This window comes from Zunongwangia mangrovi (genome assembly GCF_900112105.1).
GTDB classification, from domain to species: domain Bacteria; phylum Bacteroidota; class Bacteroidia; order Flavobacteriales; family Flavobacteriaceae; genus Zunongwangia; species Zunongwangia mangrovi.
On sequence record NZ_FOKV01000006.1, the window covers coordinates 1 to 18,217 of the forward strand.

11 protein-coding genes are annotated in these 18,217 nt (G+C 37.0%); 7 read left to right on the top strand and 4 right to left on the bottom strand.

What is annotated here, in order from left to right; genetic code table 11:
- A partial coding sequence (locus BM201_RS18135) for a LamG-like jellyroll fold domain-containing protein (protein ID WP_245758638.1) occupies positions 1-6,375 on the top strand: 6,375 nt, incomplete at its 5' end.
- A gap of 141 nt (positions 6,376-6,516) precedes the next feature.
- On the opposite strand, the gene rsmG is transcribed toward BM201_RS18135, so the two are convergent.
- On the bottom strand, positions 6,517-7,146 hold the full coding sequence (gene rsmG / locus BM201_RS12970) for a 16S rRNA (guanine(527)-N(7))-methyltransferase RsmG (RefSeq protein ID WP_092543319.1): 630 nt from the start codon (positions 7,144-7,146) through the stop codon (positions 6,517-6,519).
- Positions 7,147-7,249: 103 nt separating this feature from the next.
- Here rsmG and BM201_RS12975 point away from each other — a divergent pair, with 103 nt between their 5' ends.
- The 3 genes from BM201_RS12975 to BM201_RS12985 all read left to right on the top strand — a co-directional run bounded on the left by BM201_RS12975 (position 7,250) and on the right by BM201_RS12985 (position 10,309).
- On the top strand, positions 7,250-8,356 hold the full coding sequence (locus BM201_RS12975; protein ID WP_092543321.1) for a fatty acid desaturase family protein: 1,107 nt from the start codon (positions 7,250-7,252) through the stop codon (positions 8,354-8,356).
- 24 nt (positions 8,357-8,380) lie between these two features.
- On the top strand, positions 8,381-9,571 hold the full coding sequence (locus BM201_RS12980; RefSeq protein ID WP_092543323.1) for a pyridoxal phosphate-dependent aminotransferase: 1,191 nt from the start codon (positions 8,381-8,383) through the stop codon (positions 9,569-9,571).
- A 111-nt stretch (positions 9,572-9,682) separates the two neighbouring features.
- On the top strand, positions 9,683-10,309 hold the full coding sequence (locus BM201_RS12985) for a hypothetical protein (protein WP_092543325.1): 627 nt from the start codon (positions 9,683-9,685) through the stop codon (positions 10,307-10,309).
- Here BM201_RS12985 and BM201_RS12990 read toward each other — a convergent pair.
- Positions 10,306-11,802 (bottom strand): TrkH family potassium uptake protein, encoded by a 1,497-nt coding sequence (locus BM201_RS12990; protein WP_092543327.1) that lies wholly within the window; start codon positions 11,800-11,802, stop codon positions 10,306-10,308. The genes BM201_RS12985 and BM201_RS12990 overlap by 4 nt on opposite strands.
- A complete protein-coding gene (gene trkA / locus BM201_RS12995) occupies positions 11,802-13,151 on the bottom strand; it encodes a Trk system potassium transporter TrkA (protein WP_092543329.1) in 1,350 nt (449 codons plus the stop codon). The genes BM201_RS12990 and trkA overlap by 1 nt, the downstream gene beginning before the upstream one ends.
- Positions 13,152-13,290: 139 nt before the next feature.
- Between trkA and ubiE the strand changes: the two genes are divergently transcribed.
- Positions 13,291-14,022: a bifunctional demethylmenaquinone methyltransferase/2-methoxy-6-polyprenyl-1,4-benzoquinol methylase UbiE gene (gene ubiE / locus BM201_RS13000; RefSeq protein WP_092543331.1), complete on the top strand. Its 732-nt coding sequence runs from the start codon at positions 13,291-13,293 to the stop codon at positions 14,020-14,022.
- 16 nt (positions 14,023-14,038) lie between these two features.
- Complete coding sequence (porT, locus tag BM201_RS13005) at positions 14,039-14,761, top strand: type IX secretion/gliding motility protein PorT/SprT (RefSeq protein WP_092543333.1); 723 nt, start codon at positions 14,039-14,041, stop codon at positions 14,759-14,761.
- A 97-nt stretch (positions 14,762-14,858) separates the two neighbouring features.
- On the opposite strand, the gene BM201_RS13010 is transcribed toward porT, so the two are convergent.
- Positions 14,859-15,581 carry a TrmH family RNA methyltransferase gene (locus BM201_RS13010; protein ID WP_092543335.1) on the bottom strand — a complete coding sequence of 241 codons (723 nt, stop codon included), beginning with the start codon at positions 15,579-15,581 and terminating at the stop codon, positions 14,859-14,861.
- A 38-nt stretch (positions 15,582-15,619) separates the two neighbouring features.
- Between BM201_RS13010 and tamL the strand changes: the two genes are divergently transcribed.
- On the top strand, positions 15,620-18,187 hold the full coding sequence (gene tamL, locus BM201_RS13015) for a translocation and assembly module lipoprotein TamL (RefSeq protein ID WP_092543337.1): 2,568 nt from the start codon (positions 15,620-15,622) through the stop codon (positions 18,185-18,187).
- Positions 18,188-18,217 lie beyond the last annotated feature (30 nt).

The following is an 18,217-nucleotide window of genomic DNA, read 5'->3' on the forward strand; positions in this document are numbered from 1 at the left end:
GAAGATCTTTCCGCAGGAAATTACACACTCACCGTTCGTGATGCAAATAATTGTGCAATTTCAACAAGTATTGAGATTACGCAGCCAGATCAATTAACAATGGCTCCGGCAACTACCGAAAACGTATCTTGTTTTGGTGGGAATGATGGATCGATTTCAGCAGGAACTATTTCTGGAGGAACAGCTCCGTATCAATATTCGATAAATGGAACTGATTTTTTTACCGCTTCAACTTTCGAAGATCTTTCAGCAGGAAATTATACACTGACTGTGCAAGACGCAAATAATTGTTCGATTTCAACCAATATTGAAATTACCCAGCCAGACCAGTTATCAATGACGTCGGCGATTACCGAAAATGTTTCTTGTTTTGGTGGCAATGATGGGTCAATTTCCGCAGGAACGATTTCAGGTGGAACTCCACCCTATCAATATTCGATAAATGGGATTGATTTTGTTTCAAATTCAACTTTTGAAGATCTAAATGCTGGAAGTTACACGATGACGGTGCGTGATCAAAATAACTGCTCGATTTCTACCAATATCGAAATTACCCAGCCAGAGCAATTAGAAATGACGGCGGCAACAACCACCAACGTTTCTTGTTTTGATGGCAATGATGGGTCGATTTCAGCAGGAACTATTTCGGGTGGAACTCCACCATATCAATATTCAATAAACGGAACTGACTTTTTTACTAACTCAACTTTCGAAGATCTTTCCGCAAGAAATTACACACTCACTGTTCGTGATGCTAATAACTGCTCCATTTCAGAAGAAATTGAAATTACGCAGCCAGATCAGTTAACCATGGCTCCGGCAACTACCGAAAATGTTTCTTGTTTTGGTGGCAATGATGGGTCAATTTCCGCAGGAACGATTTCGGGAGGAACCACTCCGTATCAATATTCAATAAACGGAACTGATTTTTTTACAACTTCCACTTTCGAAAGTCTTTCTGCAGGAAATTATACACTAATAGTGCGTGATGCAAATAACTGCTCGATTTCAACAAATATCGAAATTACGCAGCCAGATCAATTAACCATGGCTCCGGCGACTACCGAAAATGTTTCTTGTTTTGGTGGCAATGATGGGACAATTTCAGCAGGAACAATTTCTGGCGGAACGGCTCCTTACAGCTATAGCATTGATGGAACAAACTTTCAATCTGATGGAGATTTCACAAATTTATCTTCAGGAAACTATACGCTAACAGTTTTGGACGCGAATAACTGCCCTACCACAGAAAATATCACAATTATAGAGCCTAATTCGATTTCAGCAACGGCACCTACAATTACCAATGTTTCCTGTTATGGCACTTCTACCGGAGAAATCATAGTTGGAAATATTACCGGCGGAACTGCTCCTTACGAATACTCAATAGACAATATCAATTTCCAATCTGGCAAAACATTCGCAAATTTATCATCTGAAAACTACACGGTCTTTATAAGAGATGCAAATAATTGCTCTTTTCAACAAATTGCCAATGTATCACAGCCAGACAGGCTTAATTCTAGCTACAACACCACCAATGTTGCCTGTTTTGGCGGAACATCTGGAAGCATAGATTTCACTGGTGTTTCTGGCGGCAGTGATGCTTATGAGTATAGCATCGATAATGGAAATACCTGGAAAAGTTCTCCTTACTTCAGCAACCTTTCTACTGGAATCTATATCTTAAAACTTAGAGATCAAAATAATCTAGAGTGTGAAAGAATCATTGCTGAAAATGTAACAATTACGCAACCCACAGCAGCACTTTCAGTTACAGCTTCAACAACCAGGACAACAGTTTTTAATTCTAATACTGGTAGTGCTACGGCCAATGTTACTGGTGGTACAGCAGGTTACACATATCAGTGGCGACTTGCAGGAAACTCGACTATTATTGCCACAACACGAAGAGCTTCAGATCTGGCATCTGGAGACTACACCTTAACTGTTGTGGATAGAAATGGCTGTAGTGAGACTATTGATGTTCGGGTAAATGAAATCTTAAGAGCGCAAGTTTTACCAACTTCGATATGTGAAGGAGAAGACAGTATTAGAACCTCATATTTTGAGGTATTAGACGGAAGTGCCGAAGGTGGAGTTGCTCCTTATACCTACACCTGGGATTTTGATAGCGATGGCACATACTCATCTAATTCAGGGATAGGACCGCATAGAGTGACTTATCCAAATGAAGGAAATAGAACTATCACCCTTACAGTAACTGATGCAGAAGGTGTAAGTAAAGACTTTATTTACTACCAATATGTTGGTGAATGCTATGTAGACAATTGTGGGTCAAACGATTTTAGCCTTGTAGGCTACTATATTGGGGATGCAAATGGGAATAGGGTAAATTCTTCTAACTGTAATGATGGTGGACAAAAATATATTTACGTTCGCCTAGATCAAAACCCTACCAGATATTCTCTTTATGCTGAATTTACCTATAGCGTAACAAGTCTGGAAACAGGAATTACAACGGTTACAAAAGAAAATGGATGTTTTTACGAAGAACAGGCCATACCTTCTGAAGCAAGAGCTATACCTATAAATTACAATTGTGGGGATGAAGTATCGATTGACAATATTTACCTTACTTATTCCAATCAGAAAAAAAGATCCTGTGGGCAAAGTCAAAACCCAAAATGTTTTTCTACAAATAACCAGGAAATAATTTTCACACCATTGTATGCTCAGGCAACACCAAATCAGCTAAATTGTTTTGATTCTGAACTTGGTACTATTACAGTACAGGCTTCTGGTGGTAGAGCTCCATATCAGTACAGCAAATCGAATGCAAATGGAGGTTATCAATCTGATAACGTTTTTAGAATTCTGAAAGCTGGAGATTATGATGTTTGGGTAAAAGACGCTGAAGGAACCGTTTTCCAAATTCCAACAGTAACTATAGCACAACCAGACACGCCGATATCAATGGAATTCGATATTCAGCAACCAGTGTGTTACGGTGATGAAGCAAGTGTCACTGTAAATCCGTCTGGAGGAACTCCATATACTGCAGAAGGAGTTGAACCTTATGAATATTTATGGAATGATGCTGCAGGCTCTACAAGTAAGACTTTAGGTGGTCTTGATCCTGGAGAATATACCGTGACTGTTATAGATAGCAATCAATGCCAGGCGATAGAAACCATTACGATTATCGAACCAGAGCAACTGACACAGGCAATTACCGGAAGTGATCAGGAATTGGGTTGTGGTTATTATGAAACTACTCTAGAAGCAAATACTGTTGAAGTCGGCTCAGGAATCTGGACTGTAGAAAGCGGTCCGGCAAATTACACCTTTAGCGATGCTACAAATCCAAACTCAGATTTTAGCGGTGATGAAGGTGAGTATATATTAAGATGGACCATTTTTAATGAAAATTGTTCTAATTACGACGAACTTAATTTAAAAATGTCTGCTGATTGCAGCACTTTGGATTTTGATGGTGTAGACGATCATATCTTAATGGGCGATTCATTCGACATGAATAATAAAGAATCATTCACAGTAGAAGCCTGGATCAAAGCCGAGAATAGTACTGGCACCAAGACAATATTAGCTAAAAAAGACATTCAAAATTTTAATACTGGTGGATATGATTTTGTGATCAATGGAGGTTCACCAGCATTTCGATGGAATGGCAATTCGATTTCTACTTCCTATCGTATTACCCAGGGAATTTGGCATCATGTTGCCGTTATTTACGAAGATGGAACCATACGCCTTTATGTAGATGGTGTACGACTCTCCAGCCGAAGCGCAAACTTACCTGAAGATAACGCTGCTCCATTTATCATTGGTGCTATTTACAATAGTGCAGATCCAGATGTACCATCTAATTATTTTGACGGATGGATCGAAGAACTAAGAATTTGGAACAAAAGCCTTACTGAAGAGCAGCTTCGATTTTTAATGAACCAAAGAATACAGGTAAATAGTAATCCACTTAGAGGAACCGTGATCCCTTTAGATGTACCTGGTGATCTAAGCTGGAACAACCTTGATGCCTATTATCAGCTTATAGGAAATTCTGAAGCACTTGCTGATGGTGTAACTCCAGATTTTACAGGTAACAATACCAGTGGCCTGATGAGAAATATAAATTCTTCTCAGGAAAATACAGCGCCACTTCCATATGTGTTAAATGAAGAAGGTTTAGATTGGACCAATGACGCCACCTGGAGATTAGCTGCTGTAATCAACCAAAAAGAAGTATCAGAAAGGCAGGTTTGGAAAGCTCCTGGAGCATATGGAATCGACGGAAACACAACGATCGACTGGAATATTGTCGAGATTTCTAAAAATGTTTTCTATCCTTATACCAACAGTACTCAAGCATTACAATTACTTGGCTTGATATCAATTTCAGACACCTTAGATATCAACGGAACCAATCCCCCGGGAGGTAGCGCAGGTAATCCATTGATCGTTACAGATTACTTGAGTTTAGATGGAGTGATTGACCTAAATGGCGAATCTCAACTTATTCAAACCGAAGGTAGTGTGCTCGATCCAAATAGTACGGGAAATATTCTTCGAGATCAACAAGGAACAGCAAATTCCTATAACTACAACTATTGGTCATCACCAGTTAGTACAACTACCGCAAATTCGGGCTATACGATTGCTGAAGTTCTTAAGGACGGTACAGATCCAAATAAAACTCAGAACATCTCTTTTAAGAGACAATATACCTGGGCAGATTCTAGAAGTTATTCCGGAGAAAAAAGAATTAGTACTTACTGGCTGAATACTTTTCATCAAACTGCAACCTACGCTGGATGGAAACAAATAGACCAAAACACTACATTAAGCGCTGGTGAAGGTTATACTATGAAAGGAACCTCTGGTTCAGTAGATATTTCGTCACTCCAAAATTATACATTCACAGGTCTACCTAACAATGGCGATATAACCTTAGCAATTCAACCAGATGAAAATTTCCTTATAGGGAATCCTTATCCTTCAGCAATAGATGCTGAGCAATTTATCTTAGATAATTTGGATAGTGGCTCTGTTAATGGTGCTACAGGAGATAAGAACTTGTTTAACGGCGCTATCTATTTTTGGGATCATTTTGGACAAAGCAATTCTCACTACTTACAGGATTATGTGGGTGGGTATGCTACTCTAAATTTAATAGGAAGTGTACCAGCAGTTGCAACAGACGAAAGAATTAACGCAACAAATGCTCAAAGTGAAAGGATGCCAGGAAGATATATACCGGTTGGGCAGGGCTTCTTTATTAGTAGCTATTTAAATAATTCGAATAGCAATGTTACTATAACTGCAGGAGATATTCTTTTTAGAAACGAACAAAGAGTCTTTAGAAAAGAAGGCGCAGAAGAAGAATCTCAGTTTTTGAGACCGGAGAGTGTTTTTATGAAAAATGCTAGTGTAGAACTGAAGGCTGATGAGCGTCAAAAAATTAGATTGAATTTTAGATCTCCAGGAGGAATTAATCGTCAGATCGTTGTGGGAGCCGATGAGAATACAACTTCTGGCTTCGATCTTGGCTACGATGCCCCGCTTTACGACCGCCAGCGCGAAGACATGTTTTGGCTGTTAGACAACCAGCCCTTGGTAATTCAGGGAGTACCAGATTTTAATAAACATCGTACGCTGGATCTGGGAGTTTTAGTTACTTCTGCAAATGAATTTTATATTGAAATCGACTCCTTGGAGAACATTTCCTCAGAAAAAGAAATCTATCTTCTGGATCGCAGTGATAGCACTTATTTTGACCTAAGGGCCGAAAAATATATTGCTACGATAGATAGTGGATATCACAATAATAGATTTGCCATTACTTTTCAGAAATTAGAAAATCAGGAAGAAGAAGATGATTCCGAAGAAGAGCAAGGTAATGAAGAAGAGGAAGAAAATGACGAGGATAATGGTGATTCCGAAGAAGAGCAAGGTAATGAAGAAGAGGAAGAAAATGACGAGGATAATGGTGATTCCGAAGAAGAGGAAGAAGAAGATGTTGACACAGAAAACCCTGATGATTCTGAGGATGAAGATGACGATAGTGAGGACCCAGATGATAATACGGAAGATCCTCAAAAACCAGAGATACCTGATGAAGATGAAGCTGAAGACGAAGAAGATGAGCTTACCGGGCATTTCAACATAGCTTATCTTTCTGATGAAGAAAGCGTATACCTTGAAAACCCGGAATTCATAAAAATAGACCGAATTCTTATTTACAATATTAATGGAAGTCTGATCAAAGAATTCAATGAAGTACCAGTGATCGAAGAGATTTATATTCCGATGGAAAACAAGATGAGTTCTGCCGTTTATATCCTTAAACTCTTTACAGAAAAAGGAGTCACCAACTTAAAATTTGTAAGGAACTAATTTTTTCTAAGAAGCGAAAAGTAAAAATCACTTCCAAAAATTATCGAAAAACTTCCTATCGATATTAGATAAATTTAGACTATTTTTTGTAGTTCTTGAAGTTATAAAAACAAAAAAGCGGAGTAATTTCTCCGCTTTTTATTAGCCTTTATACTTTAGTGGCAAATGCACCACTTTTTTGGTTTCGAAAAAATCTTCTTCAAAATAATCGGTTAGTTCATAGATCTTGGCGGTTTGATAATCTGCCAGTTCTTCTGAAAGATCTCCTCCTTTTAAATAGAGAATTCCGTTTTTCAATTCATGATTACTTTTTTTAGCAATTTTACCTTTTGTCCATCGCACAAAAGTTGGCATTGCGGCTACTGCTCTACTAATGATAAAATCGTAATGTCCATCGACATTTTCAACACGATCGTTCGTGGTTTTTACGTTCTTTAAACCTAAACCTGCAACGGCTTCTTCTACTACCTTCATTTTTTTACCAATAGAATCTACTAAATGAAAATTTACTTCAGGAAAAAGAATAGCCATAGGTATTCCTGGAAAACCACCTCCAGTCCCAACATCAAGAATGTGCGAATCTGGATTAAATTTTTGCACCTTTGCAATCCCTAAGGAGTGCAAAACGTGACGCAGATACAATTCGTCTATATCCTTTCTACTTACCACATTAATTTTAAGATTCCAATCTTTATAAAGATCTTCTAAGTTTTCGAAGTGAGTTATTTGCTGCGGACTTAGTCCGTCAAAATATTTCCTGATTAATTCCAACTGATCAAATTTTGAACAAAATTAGAAATTTAGTATTAAAGTGGCTATTTAATTCGTTTCGAAAGTATAATATTTTACCTTTGACTATAGTTTAAGTTTAAAAATGGATTTATCACAACCACATATAAGATTCTCTCGCAAGGATTCTGCAAAATTTTTTAGAACCCTAAACAAGCGAGTAAACAGTTATTTTAAAGAAAATAACATCAAAAAAACAGGAAACTGGCAATTACATTTAAAAGCTGCGATCATGTTTTCGCTATTTTTAACGCCATATTTCCTTATTCTCACTCTCAACATTTCCCAATGGTGGATGCTTTTACTTACCATCGTTATGGGGATAGGAATGGCAGGAGTAGGAATGAACATTATGCATGACGGAAATCATGGCTCTTATTCTTCCAAAAAATGGGTAAATAAATTTATGGGAGGCACCATTTACATCCTTGCAGGGAATGTTTATAACTGGCAGGTGCAACACAATGTGCTTCATCATACTTATACCAACATCCATGGACATGATGAGGATTTAGATGCGGGTAGGATCATTCGTTTTTCAAAACATGCCAAATGGCACAGAATTCATAAATTTCAGCATTATTATTCTATCTTTTTATATGGACTTTTAACTTTCAACTGGGCGATTACCACAGATTTCAAGCAAACAAAAAGATACTTAAAAAGAAAACTTTCTTACGGAAAAATGCCTAACCCAATAAAGCAATGGAGCACTGTTGCGATTACTAAATTGATATATGTTTCGGTTTGGATCGTACTACCAATGCTTATTTTATCAATTGCCTGGTGGAAGATTTTGATCGGCTTTTTTATAATGCATTATACAGCAGGTTTAATTTTAAGTGTGGTATTTCAATTAGCCCACGTTGTTGAAGAAACCGATATGCCTTTACCAGATGATACAGGTTCGATGAAAAATACATGGGCGATACATCAATTATTTACCACGGTTAACTTTTCAACCAAAAATAAAATAGTAAACTGGTTTACCGGTGGCCTAAACCATCAGGTAGAACATCATATTTTCCCAAATATTAGCCATATCCATTATTCGAAGATCGCAGAGATCGTAAAAGAAACGGCAAGGGAATGTAATTTACCATACAACGAATACAAAACCACACGCGCAGCGATTATCGCCCATTTTAAATATTTAAAAGAAATGGGAACAAAGCCTGCAATATCGTCTTAATACTTATTTATTAATCATTTTAAAATGCAAGAAAAACTCTCTAACAGGATTAACAATTTAGCAACCTCGCAAACGCTAGCAATGGCAGCGAAAGCGCGTGAATTAAGAGCTGAAGGTAAGGATGTGATCGGGCTTTCACTTGGAGAGCCAGATTTTAATACACCAGATTTCATTAAAGATGCCGCTATTCAAGCTATCAATGACGACTACAACTCGTACACGCCAGTCGATGGATATGTAGAGCTTAAGGATGCTATTATTACTAAATTCAAAAGAGATAATAACTTAACGTACACCTATCCTCAGATCGTGGTTTCTACAGGTGCAAAGCAATCTTTAGCTAACGTAGCTTTAGCTATGCTTAATCCTGGTGACGAAGTTATTTTACCATGCCCTTACTGGGTAAGTTATGCTGAAATCGTAAAACTTGCAGAAGGTATTCCTGTTGAAGTATCTACAACGCTAGAGTCTAATTTTAAAATGACTCCAGAACAACTTGAAGCTGCAATTACTCCTAAAACTAAAATGCTTTGGTATAGCTCTCCATGTAATCCAAGTGGAATGGTATATACTAAAGAAGAGCTTAGAGCTTTAGCCGATGTATTAGCGAAGCACCCTGATATTATCATTGTAAGTGACGAAATTTACGAGCACATTAACTACATTGGTGGTCATGCTTCTATGGCAGAATTTGAAGACATGTACGATCGTACTGTGACCGTAAATGGTGTAGCAAAAGCTTTTGCGATGACGGGTTGGAGAATTGGTTATATTGGAGCTCCTGCATGGATCGCACGTGCTTGTAATAAATTACAGGGACAGGTAACCAGTGGCGCAAACTGTATCGCTCAAAGAGCAGTAATTACTGCTTTAGAAGCTCCAGTTAGCAAGATTAGCTACATGGTAGATACTTTTAAAACCAGAAGAAAGCTAATTATCGATCTATTAAACGAAATCGAAGGTTTTGAAACTACAGAGCCAGAAGGTGCTTTTTATGTATTCCCAAATATTTCTTCTTACTTCGGAAAAACAATTAAAGGGCATACCATAAATAATGCAACAGATTTCTCTATGTTCTTATTAGAAGAAGCCCTTGTAGCAACTGTTACCGGTGATGCTTTTGGTAATCCAGAATGTATTCGAATTTCTTATGCGGCAAGCGAAGCACAGATCGAAGAGGCATTAAAAAGAATAAAATCTGCTTTATCTGAATAGTTTTACTTTCTGAAAAGCAACAATAAAAAAACCGGCTAATGCCGGTTTTTTTATTTCTGTTTTATACTGAATATTAGTATTTTAGACTACTAATTTTTTAATATTCTAAGCATGAAATCGATTTCAAAAAGCATTTCAAAAGCATCGATTCTAAAATATATTTTTGAAATTTTAGTAGTTGCTTTTGGGATTTTCTTAGGAATCATCGTAAGCGAAAATATTTCAAAAAATAAACGGAAAAAGGAACTAAGAACATCGATCGATCTAATGCTTGAAGAACTCAACTTTAACCGACAAAACTTAAAAAATTCAGTTGCATATCATCAAATATTAGAAAAAAACTACCATAAACTTTTCAGCAATGTTACTGAAAACGAATTAAACACTCCTTATCTTAAATCTAAATATGCGCCCATCAATAAAATTGAAAACTGGAAAGGCCCAATGATTCCAAGTATAGAAACAAGCATGTTCCAAAGCATTAGAACGGCTAATATTCTGCAGGATTTAGATATATCTTCTATTCAGAATATTTCAAAAACCTATTCAGCTTTAGAAAATTTCAATCAGTTTAAAAATAAATGGTGGGATCGTTTTATGAGCTTAAACTCTGAAACAAAAACAAGAGATTTTATGCTAAATTTCGATATTTTATTTAGTGACATCGTAGCAAGTGAAACACGAATGATACAACGTATTGATCACGAGGTTGAACTTTTAAAACAGATCGATTTTTAACGATTTCTCCAGAAGAATGGGGTGAGGATAATTAGAACGGTAAATAATTCTAATCTTCCTATAAGCATTAAAAAAGAACACCACCATTTACCAAAATCTGGTAACAGATCAAAGTTATTTACAGGGCTCAAAGCTCCAAATGCAGGACCAATATTTCCTAAAGAAGAAGCCGCGCCACCAATAGCAGTTTCAAAATCTAAACCTAAAGCTGCCAAAACCACCGCACCAATAATAAAAGATAACATATAAAGGATAAAAAATCCCTGAATATTAAATACAATATCACTGTTAATCGACTTTTTATTGAAGCGCACCGGCAAGATCGCATTGGGATGAAGCGTACGTTTAAATTCAATAAATCCGTTACGAATCATAATAATATGCCGCATCACTTTTACGCCACCTGCTGTACTCCCGGCACAACCACCAAGAAAGAACATTCCAAAATAAAAGATCGTTAAGAATGGCGTCCACATCGTAAAATCTGCCGACACGAATCCAGTAGTCGTAATAACCGTTAACACCTGGAATAAAGAATGCCGAAAAGCACTTTCGCCTTCTCCCAAAACCATTGGATGATCGATAGAAGACAATGAAACATCTGCCTGAAAATATACAATTAGCGATGAAATTATAGTAAAAGCTCCTACAAAATAGAAATACCATTTAAACTCATCGTCCTGCAAAACACGTTGCACACGACCTTTAAACGCAAAATAACTCATCACAAAGTTACTACCCGCCAGGAACATAAATAGAATGATAATGTACTGGATCATTGGATTATCGTTCCAATAGGCCATACTGGCATTTTTGGTAGAAAATCCTCCAGTCGACAAGGTACTAAATGCGTGGTTTATAGCATCAAAAAAGTCCATTCCTGCAAGCATTAACAAAAGTGTTTCAGCAGCAGTATAACTTACATAAATTAACCATAAACGCTTTGCCGTATCGGTAATTCTTGGCTTCAGTTTATCTGCACTTGGCCCGGGAGATTCCGCAGCAAATAACTGCATTCCACCTATTCCCAATAATGGTAAAATAGCAATCGCCAAAACGATGATTCCCATCCCTCCTATCCAGTGCGTTAAGCTCCGCCAGAATAAAACTCCCTTGGGAATCGATTCAATATCATTTAAAATAGAGGCTCCTGTAGTGGTGTAACCAGACATAGTTTCGAAAAAAGCATTGGTAAAATCTGGTATCGCTTTGGTCATCACATAAGGTAACGAACCACTTAGCGCCATAAAGATCCAGCCAAAACTTACAATGATATAACCTTCACGTACTTTTAATTCTTTTCTATGGCCACGAGTGGTAAACATGAGTAGCGTACCAATAAGCAAGGTCACCAAAGCTGCGGCAGACATCCCGAGAGTTACGCCATCTTTATAAATAAAACTAATAAGTACCGATAGCAACATAAAACCACCGTTACAAATTAACAGCAGCCCCATGACATGCAAAATGACCTTAAAGTTTAATTTTGGCATTACAGGAATAATTTTTCAACCTTCTTAATAGATCTTGGAAGACAGCAAACCACAATTCGGTCGCCGGGTTTTATTAAAAATTCACCTAAAGCGATAATCCCTTCACCATGACGAATAATCCCACCAATAATTGCTGAACGAGGAAAATCAAGGTTTTTAATTTTTTTATCAGCTACCTGAGATCCCGGCTTCACAATAAATTCCAAAAGCTCGGCATTCATATTGTTCAGCTTGGTCATGGCAACTACTTCTCCTTTTCGTATATATCTAAAGATATTATTTGCTGCAAGAAGTTTTTTATTGATCAGTGTATCGATTCCTATAGAATGACTTAACTGAAAATAATCCATATTTTCAACTAAACTTATCGTTTTCTTTACACTTTTAGATTTTGCTACCAGGCAGGACATGATGTTGGTTTCAGAATTACCGGTAACAGCGATAAAAGCATCCATATCGTGAATGTTTTCTTCTTCCAGCAATTCTACATTACGACCATCGCCATGAATAATCAAAGTATTAGGCAACTCGTCTGCAAGATCGTAGGCTTTATCTTTATTGGTTTCAACAAGTTTTACGTTGAAGTTATTTCGGCCAAGATCTCGGGCTGTTTTTCGCCCAATTTTACTACCGCCCAGAATCATTACACTTTTAATTTCCTGTTTGGTTTTTCCGGTAAGTTTATATAATTCTTCTACCCCACTTTTAAGCGTAATAAAATATACCTGATCTCCTTCTTTAAATTGCGTATCTCCACGCGGAATTAAGGTATACTGCGTACCAAAACGCTGAATCGCAATAGGAACAAAATTAAGCTGCGGAAATATCCTGGCTGCTTCCTTCACTGTTTTCCCTACAAATCGCGCCGTTCTTGATAAACTTAAACCAATCATAGTTAGCGCTCCTTCTTCAAATTCGTAAGAATCGTTAAAGGCCGACTGGTTCAGCAATAATCCAATCTCTCGCGCCGCCAGGGCTTCCGGAGAAATTAACTCGTCTATCCCAAATTGGGTAAAACCAATCTCTTCTTTTTTCTCTAAAAATTCGGTATTCGAAATTCGGGCGATCGTTCGCATTGCACCAAGCTGTTTCGCTAAAACACAAACCGTAATATTAGTCGCTTCGCTAGAAGTTACACTAATTAGCATATCGGTATATTTTACCTGTGCTTCCTTTAAAATCGCGATCGAACTGGCATCTCCTTTTATAGTACGAATATCCAGATGCGTATCTGCATACTGCAACCTATCCCGATTAGGATCGATTAGGGTAATGTCCTGTGATTCAAAAGAAAGTAATTTAGCTAAATGAAAGCCCACTTCACCCGCGCCGGCGATAATTATCTTCATATAACAGCTTAAAATTGTAAAGAAGTAGCAAATGTAAGTTATTTTTGAATAAACCTAAAACTGAGGAGATAAGAACAATTCAGAAATGTTTATCTACAAATTATTCTATAAAACTTATCTTTGACCCAAAATTGCAAAAATGGGCAAAAAAGTTACTCCGTATCAAGGTTCTTCGCAAAGCAAAAAGCAACAGGTAGAGAAAATGTTTGATAACATCTCTGGGAATTACGATGGCTTAAACCGCGTAATTTCGATGGGAACAGATGTTAGCTGGAGAAAAAAGGTGGTACAAATGGTTAAAGACCACCGGCCAGAAACTGTTTTGGATATTGCAACCGGAACCGGAGATCTTGCCATCCAGATCGCTGAAGCTGCCGATGCTAAAAAGATCGTTGGTTTAGATCTTTCTGAAGGAATGCTTAAGGTTGGTCGTAAAAAAATTATGTCCAAAAACCTGCAAACTCAGATTGAAATGATCCAGGGAGACTCTGAAGCTTTACCTTTCGAGGATAATTCTTTTGATGTGATCACTGTTGCTTTTGGAGTTAGAAACTTTGAGACCTTAGAACTTGGCCTATCAGAAATTTACCGTGTGCTTAAAAAAGGTGGATTGTTTATTGTTTTAGAAACCTCGGTTCCTACTAAATTTCCGTTTAAACAGGGCTACAAGTTTTACAGCAGTTTGATCTTGCCTACTATTGGAAAATTGTTTTCTAAAGACAAGGAAGCCTATACGTATTTAAGTAAAAGTGCGGCAGAATTCCCATACGGAGAAAAATTCAACAATATTTTAAAGAAAATTGGGTTTACAAATGTAGCAAGTGATCCACAAACTTTAGGAGTTGCTACCATTTATAACGCATCCAAGTAATTATCAAGGTAATTGTATGAAACGATATTTCTTACTATTCATCATTTTATTTTCATTTACACAAGCGCAGGCACAGCTTTTCTCGAAAGAAAAAGTGCAGCAAAGTGTAGATATCGATAATAAACGATGGTCGTGGGGTTATTTTTTGGGTTTCAATTCGTACGATTTCAATTTTAAATATAACGAGTACGATAGCAGTCCGCGTACCGGTCGCGAAGTAGCCGTACAAAGAAATATTGGTTTTAATGTTGGTCTTTTAGGAAACTTAAAACTTCATAAAAATCTTGATCTACGATTGCAACCGGGTGTTAATTTTGCTTCCCGAGGATTTTATTTTCCTTTAGGTAACGGTGTAAACGAAGAAAACAGGTATCGCGAAATCAATTCTACCTATATTCATGTTCCGCTATTGCTAAAAATAAACACCAATCGCTTAAATAACTTTAGGCCATTTTTGATTGGCGGCGTTTCATATTCAGCCAACCTTTCCAGTAATGAAGATAAAACCGACGATAATTATGCTGGGCAATTTAGAATGACCACCAATAATTACAATTGGGAAATTGGCTTTGGTATCGATTTTTACCTGTATTACTTCAAATTTACGCCTTCTATTCGTGGGGTATTTGGATTTAATGACGAGTTAATTCGCGATGATGCTCCTAATGATGGAAGATTCACTGGAAATATCGATAAAATGGAGACCAGGGCGATATTTTTAAACTTTACTTTTCAGTAAATTATCGCTGAAGATTTTTTTAACTTTTCACATCAGTAATTCTAGACTACCAGGCAAGATTCGATAAAATTCAAGCCTTTTTCTGAAAACCTAAAGTTTATTTTCTTCGGAATTCACTAAGGAAAATTGCTGTTGCCGTCGCCACATTTAAACTTTCGGTTTCCTGAGATTGGCCAAATTGAGGAATACTTATTTTTTCTGAAATCAATTGTTCTATTTCTGAAGTAATTCCGTTCGCTTCATTTCCCATCACCAACACAGCTTTTTGCTGAAGTGTTTTTTGATATACATTTTCACCTTCCATAAAGGTTCCGTAGCTCACCAGATCCTGAGATTGCAAGAATTCAGACAGATTTTTATAAACCACATTTACCCTGGTGATCGATCCCATGGTAGATTGGATCACTTTGGGATTAAAACAATCTACCGTGTCCTGGCTACACACCAGGTTTTTCACGCCAAACCAATCACAAAGCCTAATAATAGTTCCCAAATTTCCGGGATCACGAACGCCATCTAAAGCGAGTGTTAGATCGTCTAAAACTTCTAATTTTTGCTGCGGAATTTTAAAAAGTGCCAAAGCAGTTTGCGGCGTTTTAAGAAAACTGATCTTCTTAAGCTCGCGTTCTTCAGCCAAGATAAATTGATCCTCAGAAACATCGAAAATCGCCTCTGAAGCAAATAATTTTTCCAGCTGAAAATCAGAATTTAAAAGCTCCCGAATCACTTTGATCCCTTCAGCAACAAAAAGTCCGTTTTTTTGTCGGTACTTTTTTTGAGCAAGGCTCGTTATTAATTTAATTTGGCTTTTACTAACCATCCAAAAAATGTATTTTTGATCACTTTAAAAACTACTGTTTGAAAAGGCTTTTCGCAAAAATATCATTATTTTTTTTAGTATCTCTTATTCTGTTTTCGTGCGACGCAGTAAAACGCCTTGACGATAACCAGCAACTATTAGAGAGGAACGAAATTTATGTAAATGGTGATAAAATTAGCCAGGCGAGCATCTATAATCAATTAGATAAAGAGCCCAATACGCGGTTGCTAGGTATTCCATTACGATTGCATTTTTATAATCTAGCCCGCCCAAATATCGATTCTATTTTAGATCGAAAATATATTCAGGACTCGGTTAAATTCAGAAGATTAGTAAACCGTCTTTCCAGAAAACAGTTTGATCAGTTAATTCAGAATAAAAAAGATTTTAACGCCTGGATTAAGCGCACCGGTGAAGCTCCGGTAACAGTGCGCAATGAAGATATAGAAGATTCTGAAGAAGAATTACAAGCCTATTATTGGAATAATGGTTGGTTTAATGTAGAAACTTCTTCTGAGGTTATTCCGCTTAGGAAAGAAAAAAGAGCGCGAGTAGAATATTTTGTAGAGACCGGGACACCTTACGATATCGATTCTATTAAAACCAGAATCAGCTCACCGGTATTGGATTCAATTTATAATGAACATGACCAGAATTCGATCATAAAATCTGGCGTGCAGTATAAAACATTAGATTTTAATGCAGAAAGGGATCGTCTAACCTCACTTTTCAGAAACAACGGAGTTTATAATTTTGAACAGGAATATATAAGTTTCGACGCCGATACGATCAATACTAATAACAATGTAAACACGAGTGTGATTATTAGTGATTTACCAACTAACGAAGAAGATACGGTAAAAAACACCTTTAAAATTCACAAAATTAGCCGTGTAAATATTATTACCGACTATAAATTCCTTAATAAGAATAAACCGCTTTTAGATAGCGCTCAGGTTAAAGGAGACTTTTATCTCTACTCTTATGATGAGTTAGATTTTAAACCAGAAGCAATTACAGATGCTGTATTTATTAGACCGGGGCGAATTTACCGTGATATCGATCGTACCCGAACCTATAGCCGATTAAATTCTTATCGCGTTTTTAAATATCCAAACATCCAGTACATGCCAGATCCGGCAGATAGTACCGGAACAGATTTGATCACGAATATATTTTTAACGCCGCAGCAAAAATATTCTCTTGGATTCGATTTTGATGTTTCCCAATCTAATATTCAACAATTTGGGATAGGATTTGGTGGTTCTCTTTTAATTAGAAATGTTTTTGGTGGAGCTGAAAATTTTGAAATCTCTGCACGCGGAAGCATAGGTTCTTCTAAAGATGCAGTAACGACCAGCGACCAGGATCGCTTTTTTGATATTACCGAAATTGGAGCTGATGTAAGCCTTAGTTTCCCAAGAATATTCCTGCCTTTTAATACTGAAAAATTTATCCCTAAATATATGTCTCCATTTACTTCATTAAGTCTTGGGGTAAGTACACAAACTAATATTGGGCTAGATAAACAAAATATTACAGGAGCATTAAATTATAAATGGACGCCGTCGAGAAGATTGTCGAACAGTTTCGATCTGTTAGATATTCAATATGTAAGAAACCTGAATGCAGCAAATTATTTTAATGTATATCGTAGCTCTTATCAGGATCTAAATGAAGTGGTAAATTCGGTTAATGTGGTTACAGATCCGGCCTATCTAAACGGAAGCGGAAATCTTACCATCCCAAACGGTGCCGATGCATTTATTGATGATGTTCAGAATAACAGAAGTGTCACGACGGGATTAACAGATAATCAATCCCAGATTGTTAGAAATATTGGCGAAAGAAAACAGCGACTGACAGAAAACAACCTGATTTTTGCCTCTAATTTCACCTATCTGTGGAATACAAAAGACAATCTTTACGATCGTGAATTTACCAGATTCAGATTCAAAATTGAGACCGCCGGAAACTTTTTATCTGCTGTTGCCAGTGTTGCAGATCTCGATAAAAATGAAAATGGAAATTATGATGTTCTAGGAGTAAACTTCTCACAATACATCAAACCAGAGATCGATTTTATAAAACATTGGGATCTGGGTCACGATAATATTTTTGCCGTTAGAGCATTTGGTGGTGTAGCAATTCCCTACGGAAATGCCAATAGTATCCCATTTACGAGAAGTTTCTTTGCAGGTGGACCCAACGATAATCGTGCATGGCAAGCTTATGATCTTGGCCCTGGAAGCAGCGGTGGACGTAACGAGTTTAATGAAGCAAACATGAAACTTGCTTTTAACATTGAACATCGCTACAATCTATTTGGATCTTTGAACAGTGCATTTTTTGTAGATATTGGTAATATTTGGAACGTTTTGGATATTGTAGAAGATGAAGCTTCTACTTTTACATCCTTCTCAGATCTGCAAGACCTCGCTGTAGGTTCTGGTTTTGGCTTACGATACGACTTTAATTTCTTTATCCTTCGTTTTGATATAGGATTTAAAACCTACAATCCTGCCAGATCATTAGGCGACAGATGGTTTAAAGAGTATAATTTTGGTAGTGCCGTGTACAATGTTGGTATCAATTATCCTTTCTAAGCCAGTTTATTTTATTATTTTTGTAAACCT

Bases quoted from the DNA above. Each gene is read 5' to 3' on its own strand.
- porT (WP_092543333.1), top strand. From the start codon at position 14,039: ATGAAACGATATTTCTTACTATTCATCATTTTATTTTCATTTACACAA.
- trkA (WP_092543329.1), bottom strand. From the start codon at position 13,151: ATGAAGATAATTATCGCCGGCGCGGGTGAAGTGGGCTTTCATTTAGCT.
- BM201_RS13010 (WP_092543335.1), bottom strand. From the start codon at position 15,581: ATGGTTAGTAAAAGCCAAATTAAATTAATAACGAGCCTTGCTCAAAAA.
- ubiE (WP_092543331.1), top strand. From the start codon at position 13,291: ATGGGCAAAAAAGTTACTCCGTATCAAGGTTCTTCGCAAAGCAAAAAG.
- BM201_RS12980 (WP_092543323.1), top strand. From the start codon at position 8,381: ATGCAAGAAAAACTCTCTAACAGGATTAACAATTTAGCAACCTCGCAA.
- BM201_RS12985 (WP_092543325.1), top strand. From the start codon at position 9,683: ATGAAATCGATTTCAAAAAGCATTTCAAAAGCATCGATTCTAAAATAT.
- BM201_RS12975 (WP_092543321.1), top strand. From the start codon at position 7,250: ATGGATTTATCACAACCACATATAAGATTCTCTCGCAAGGATTCTGCA.
- BM201_RS12990 (WP_092543327.1), bottom strand. From the start codon at position 11,802: ATGCCAAAATTAAACTTTAAGGTCATTTTGCATGTCATGGGGCTGCTG.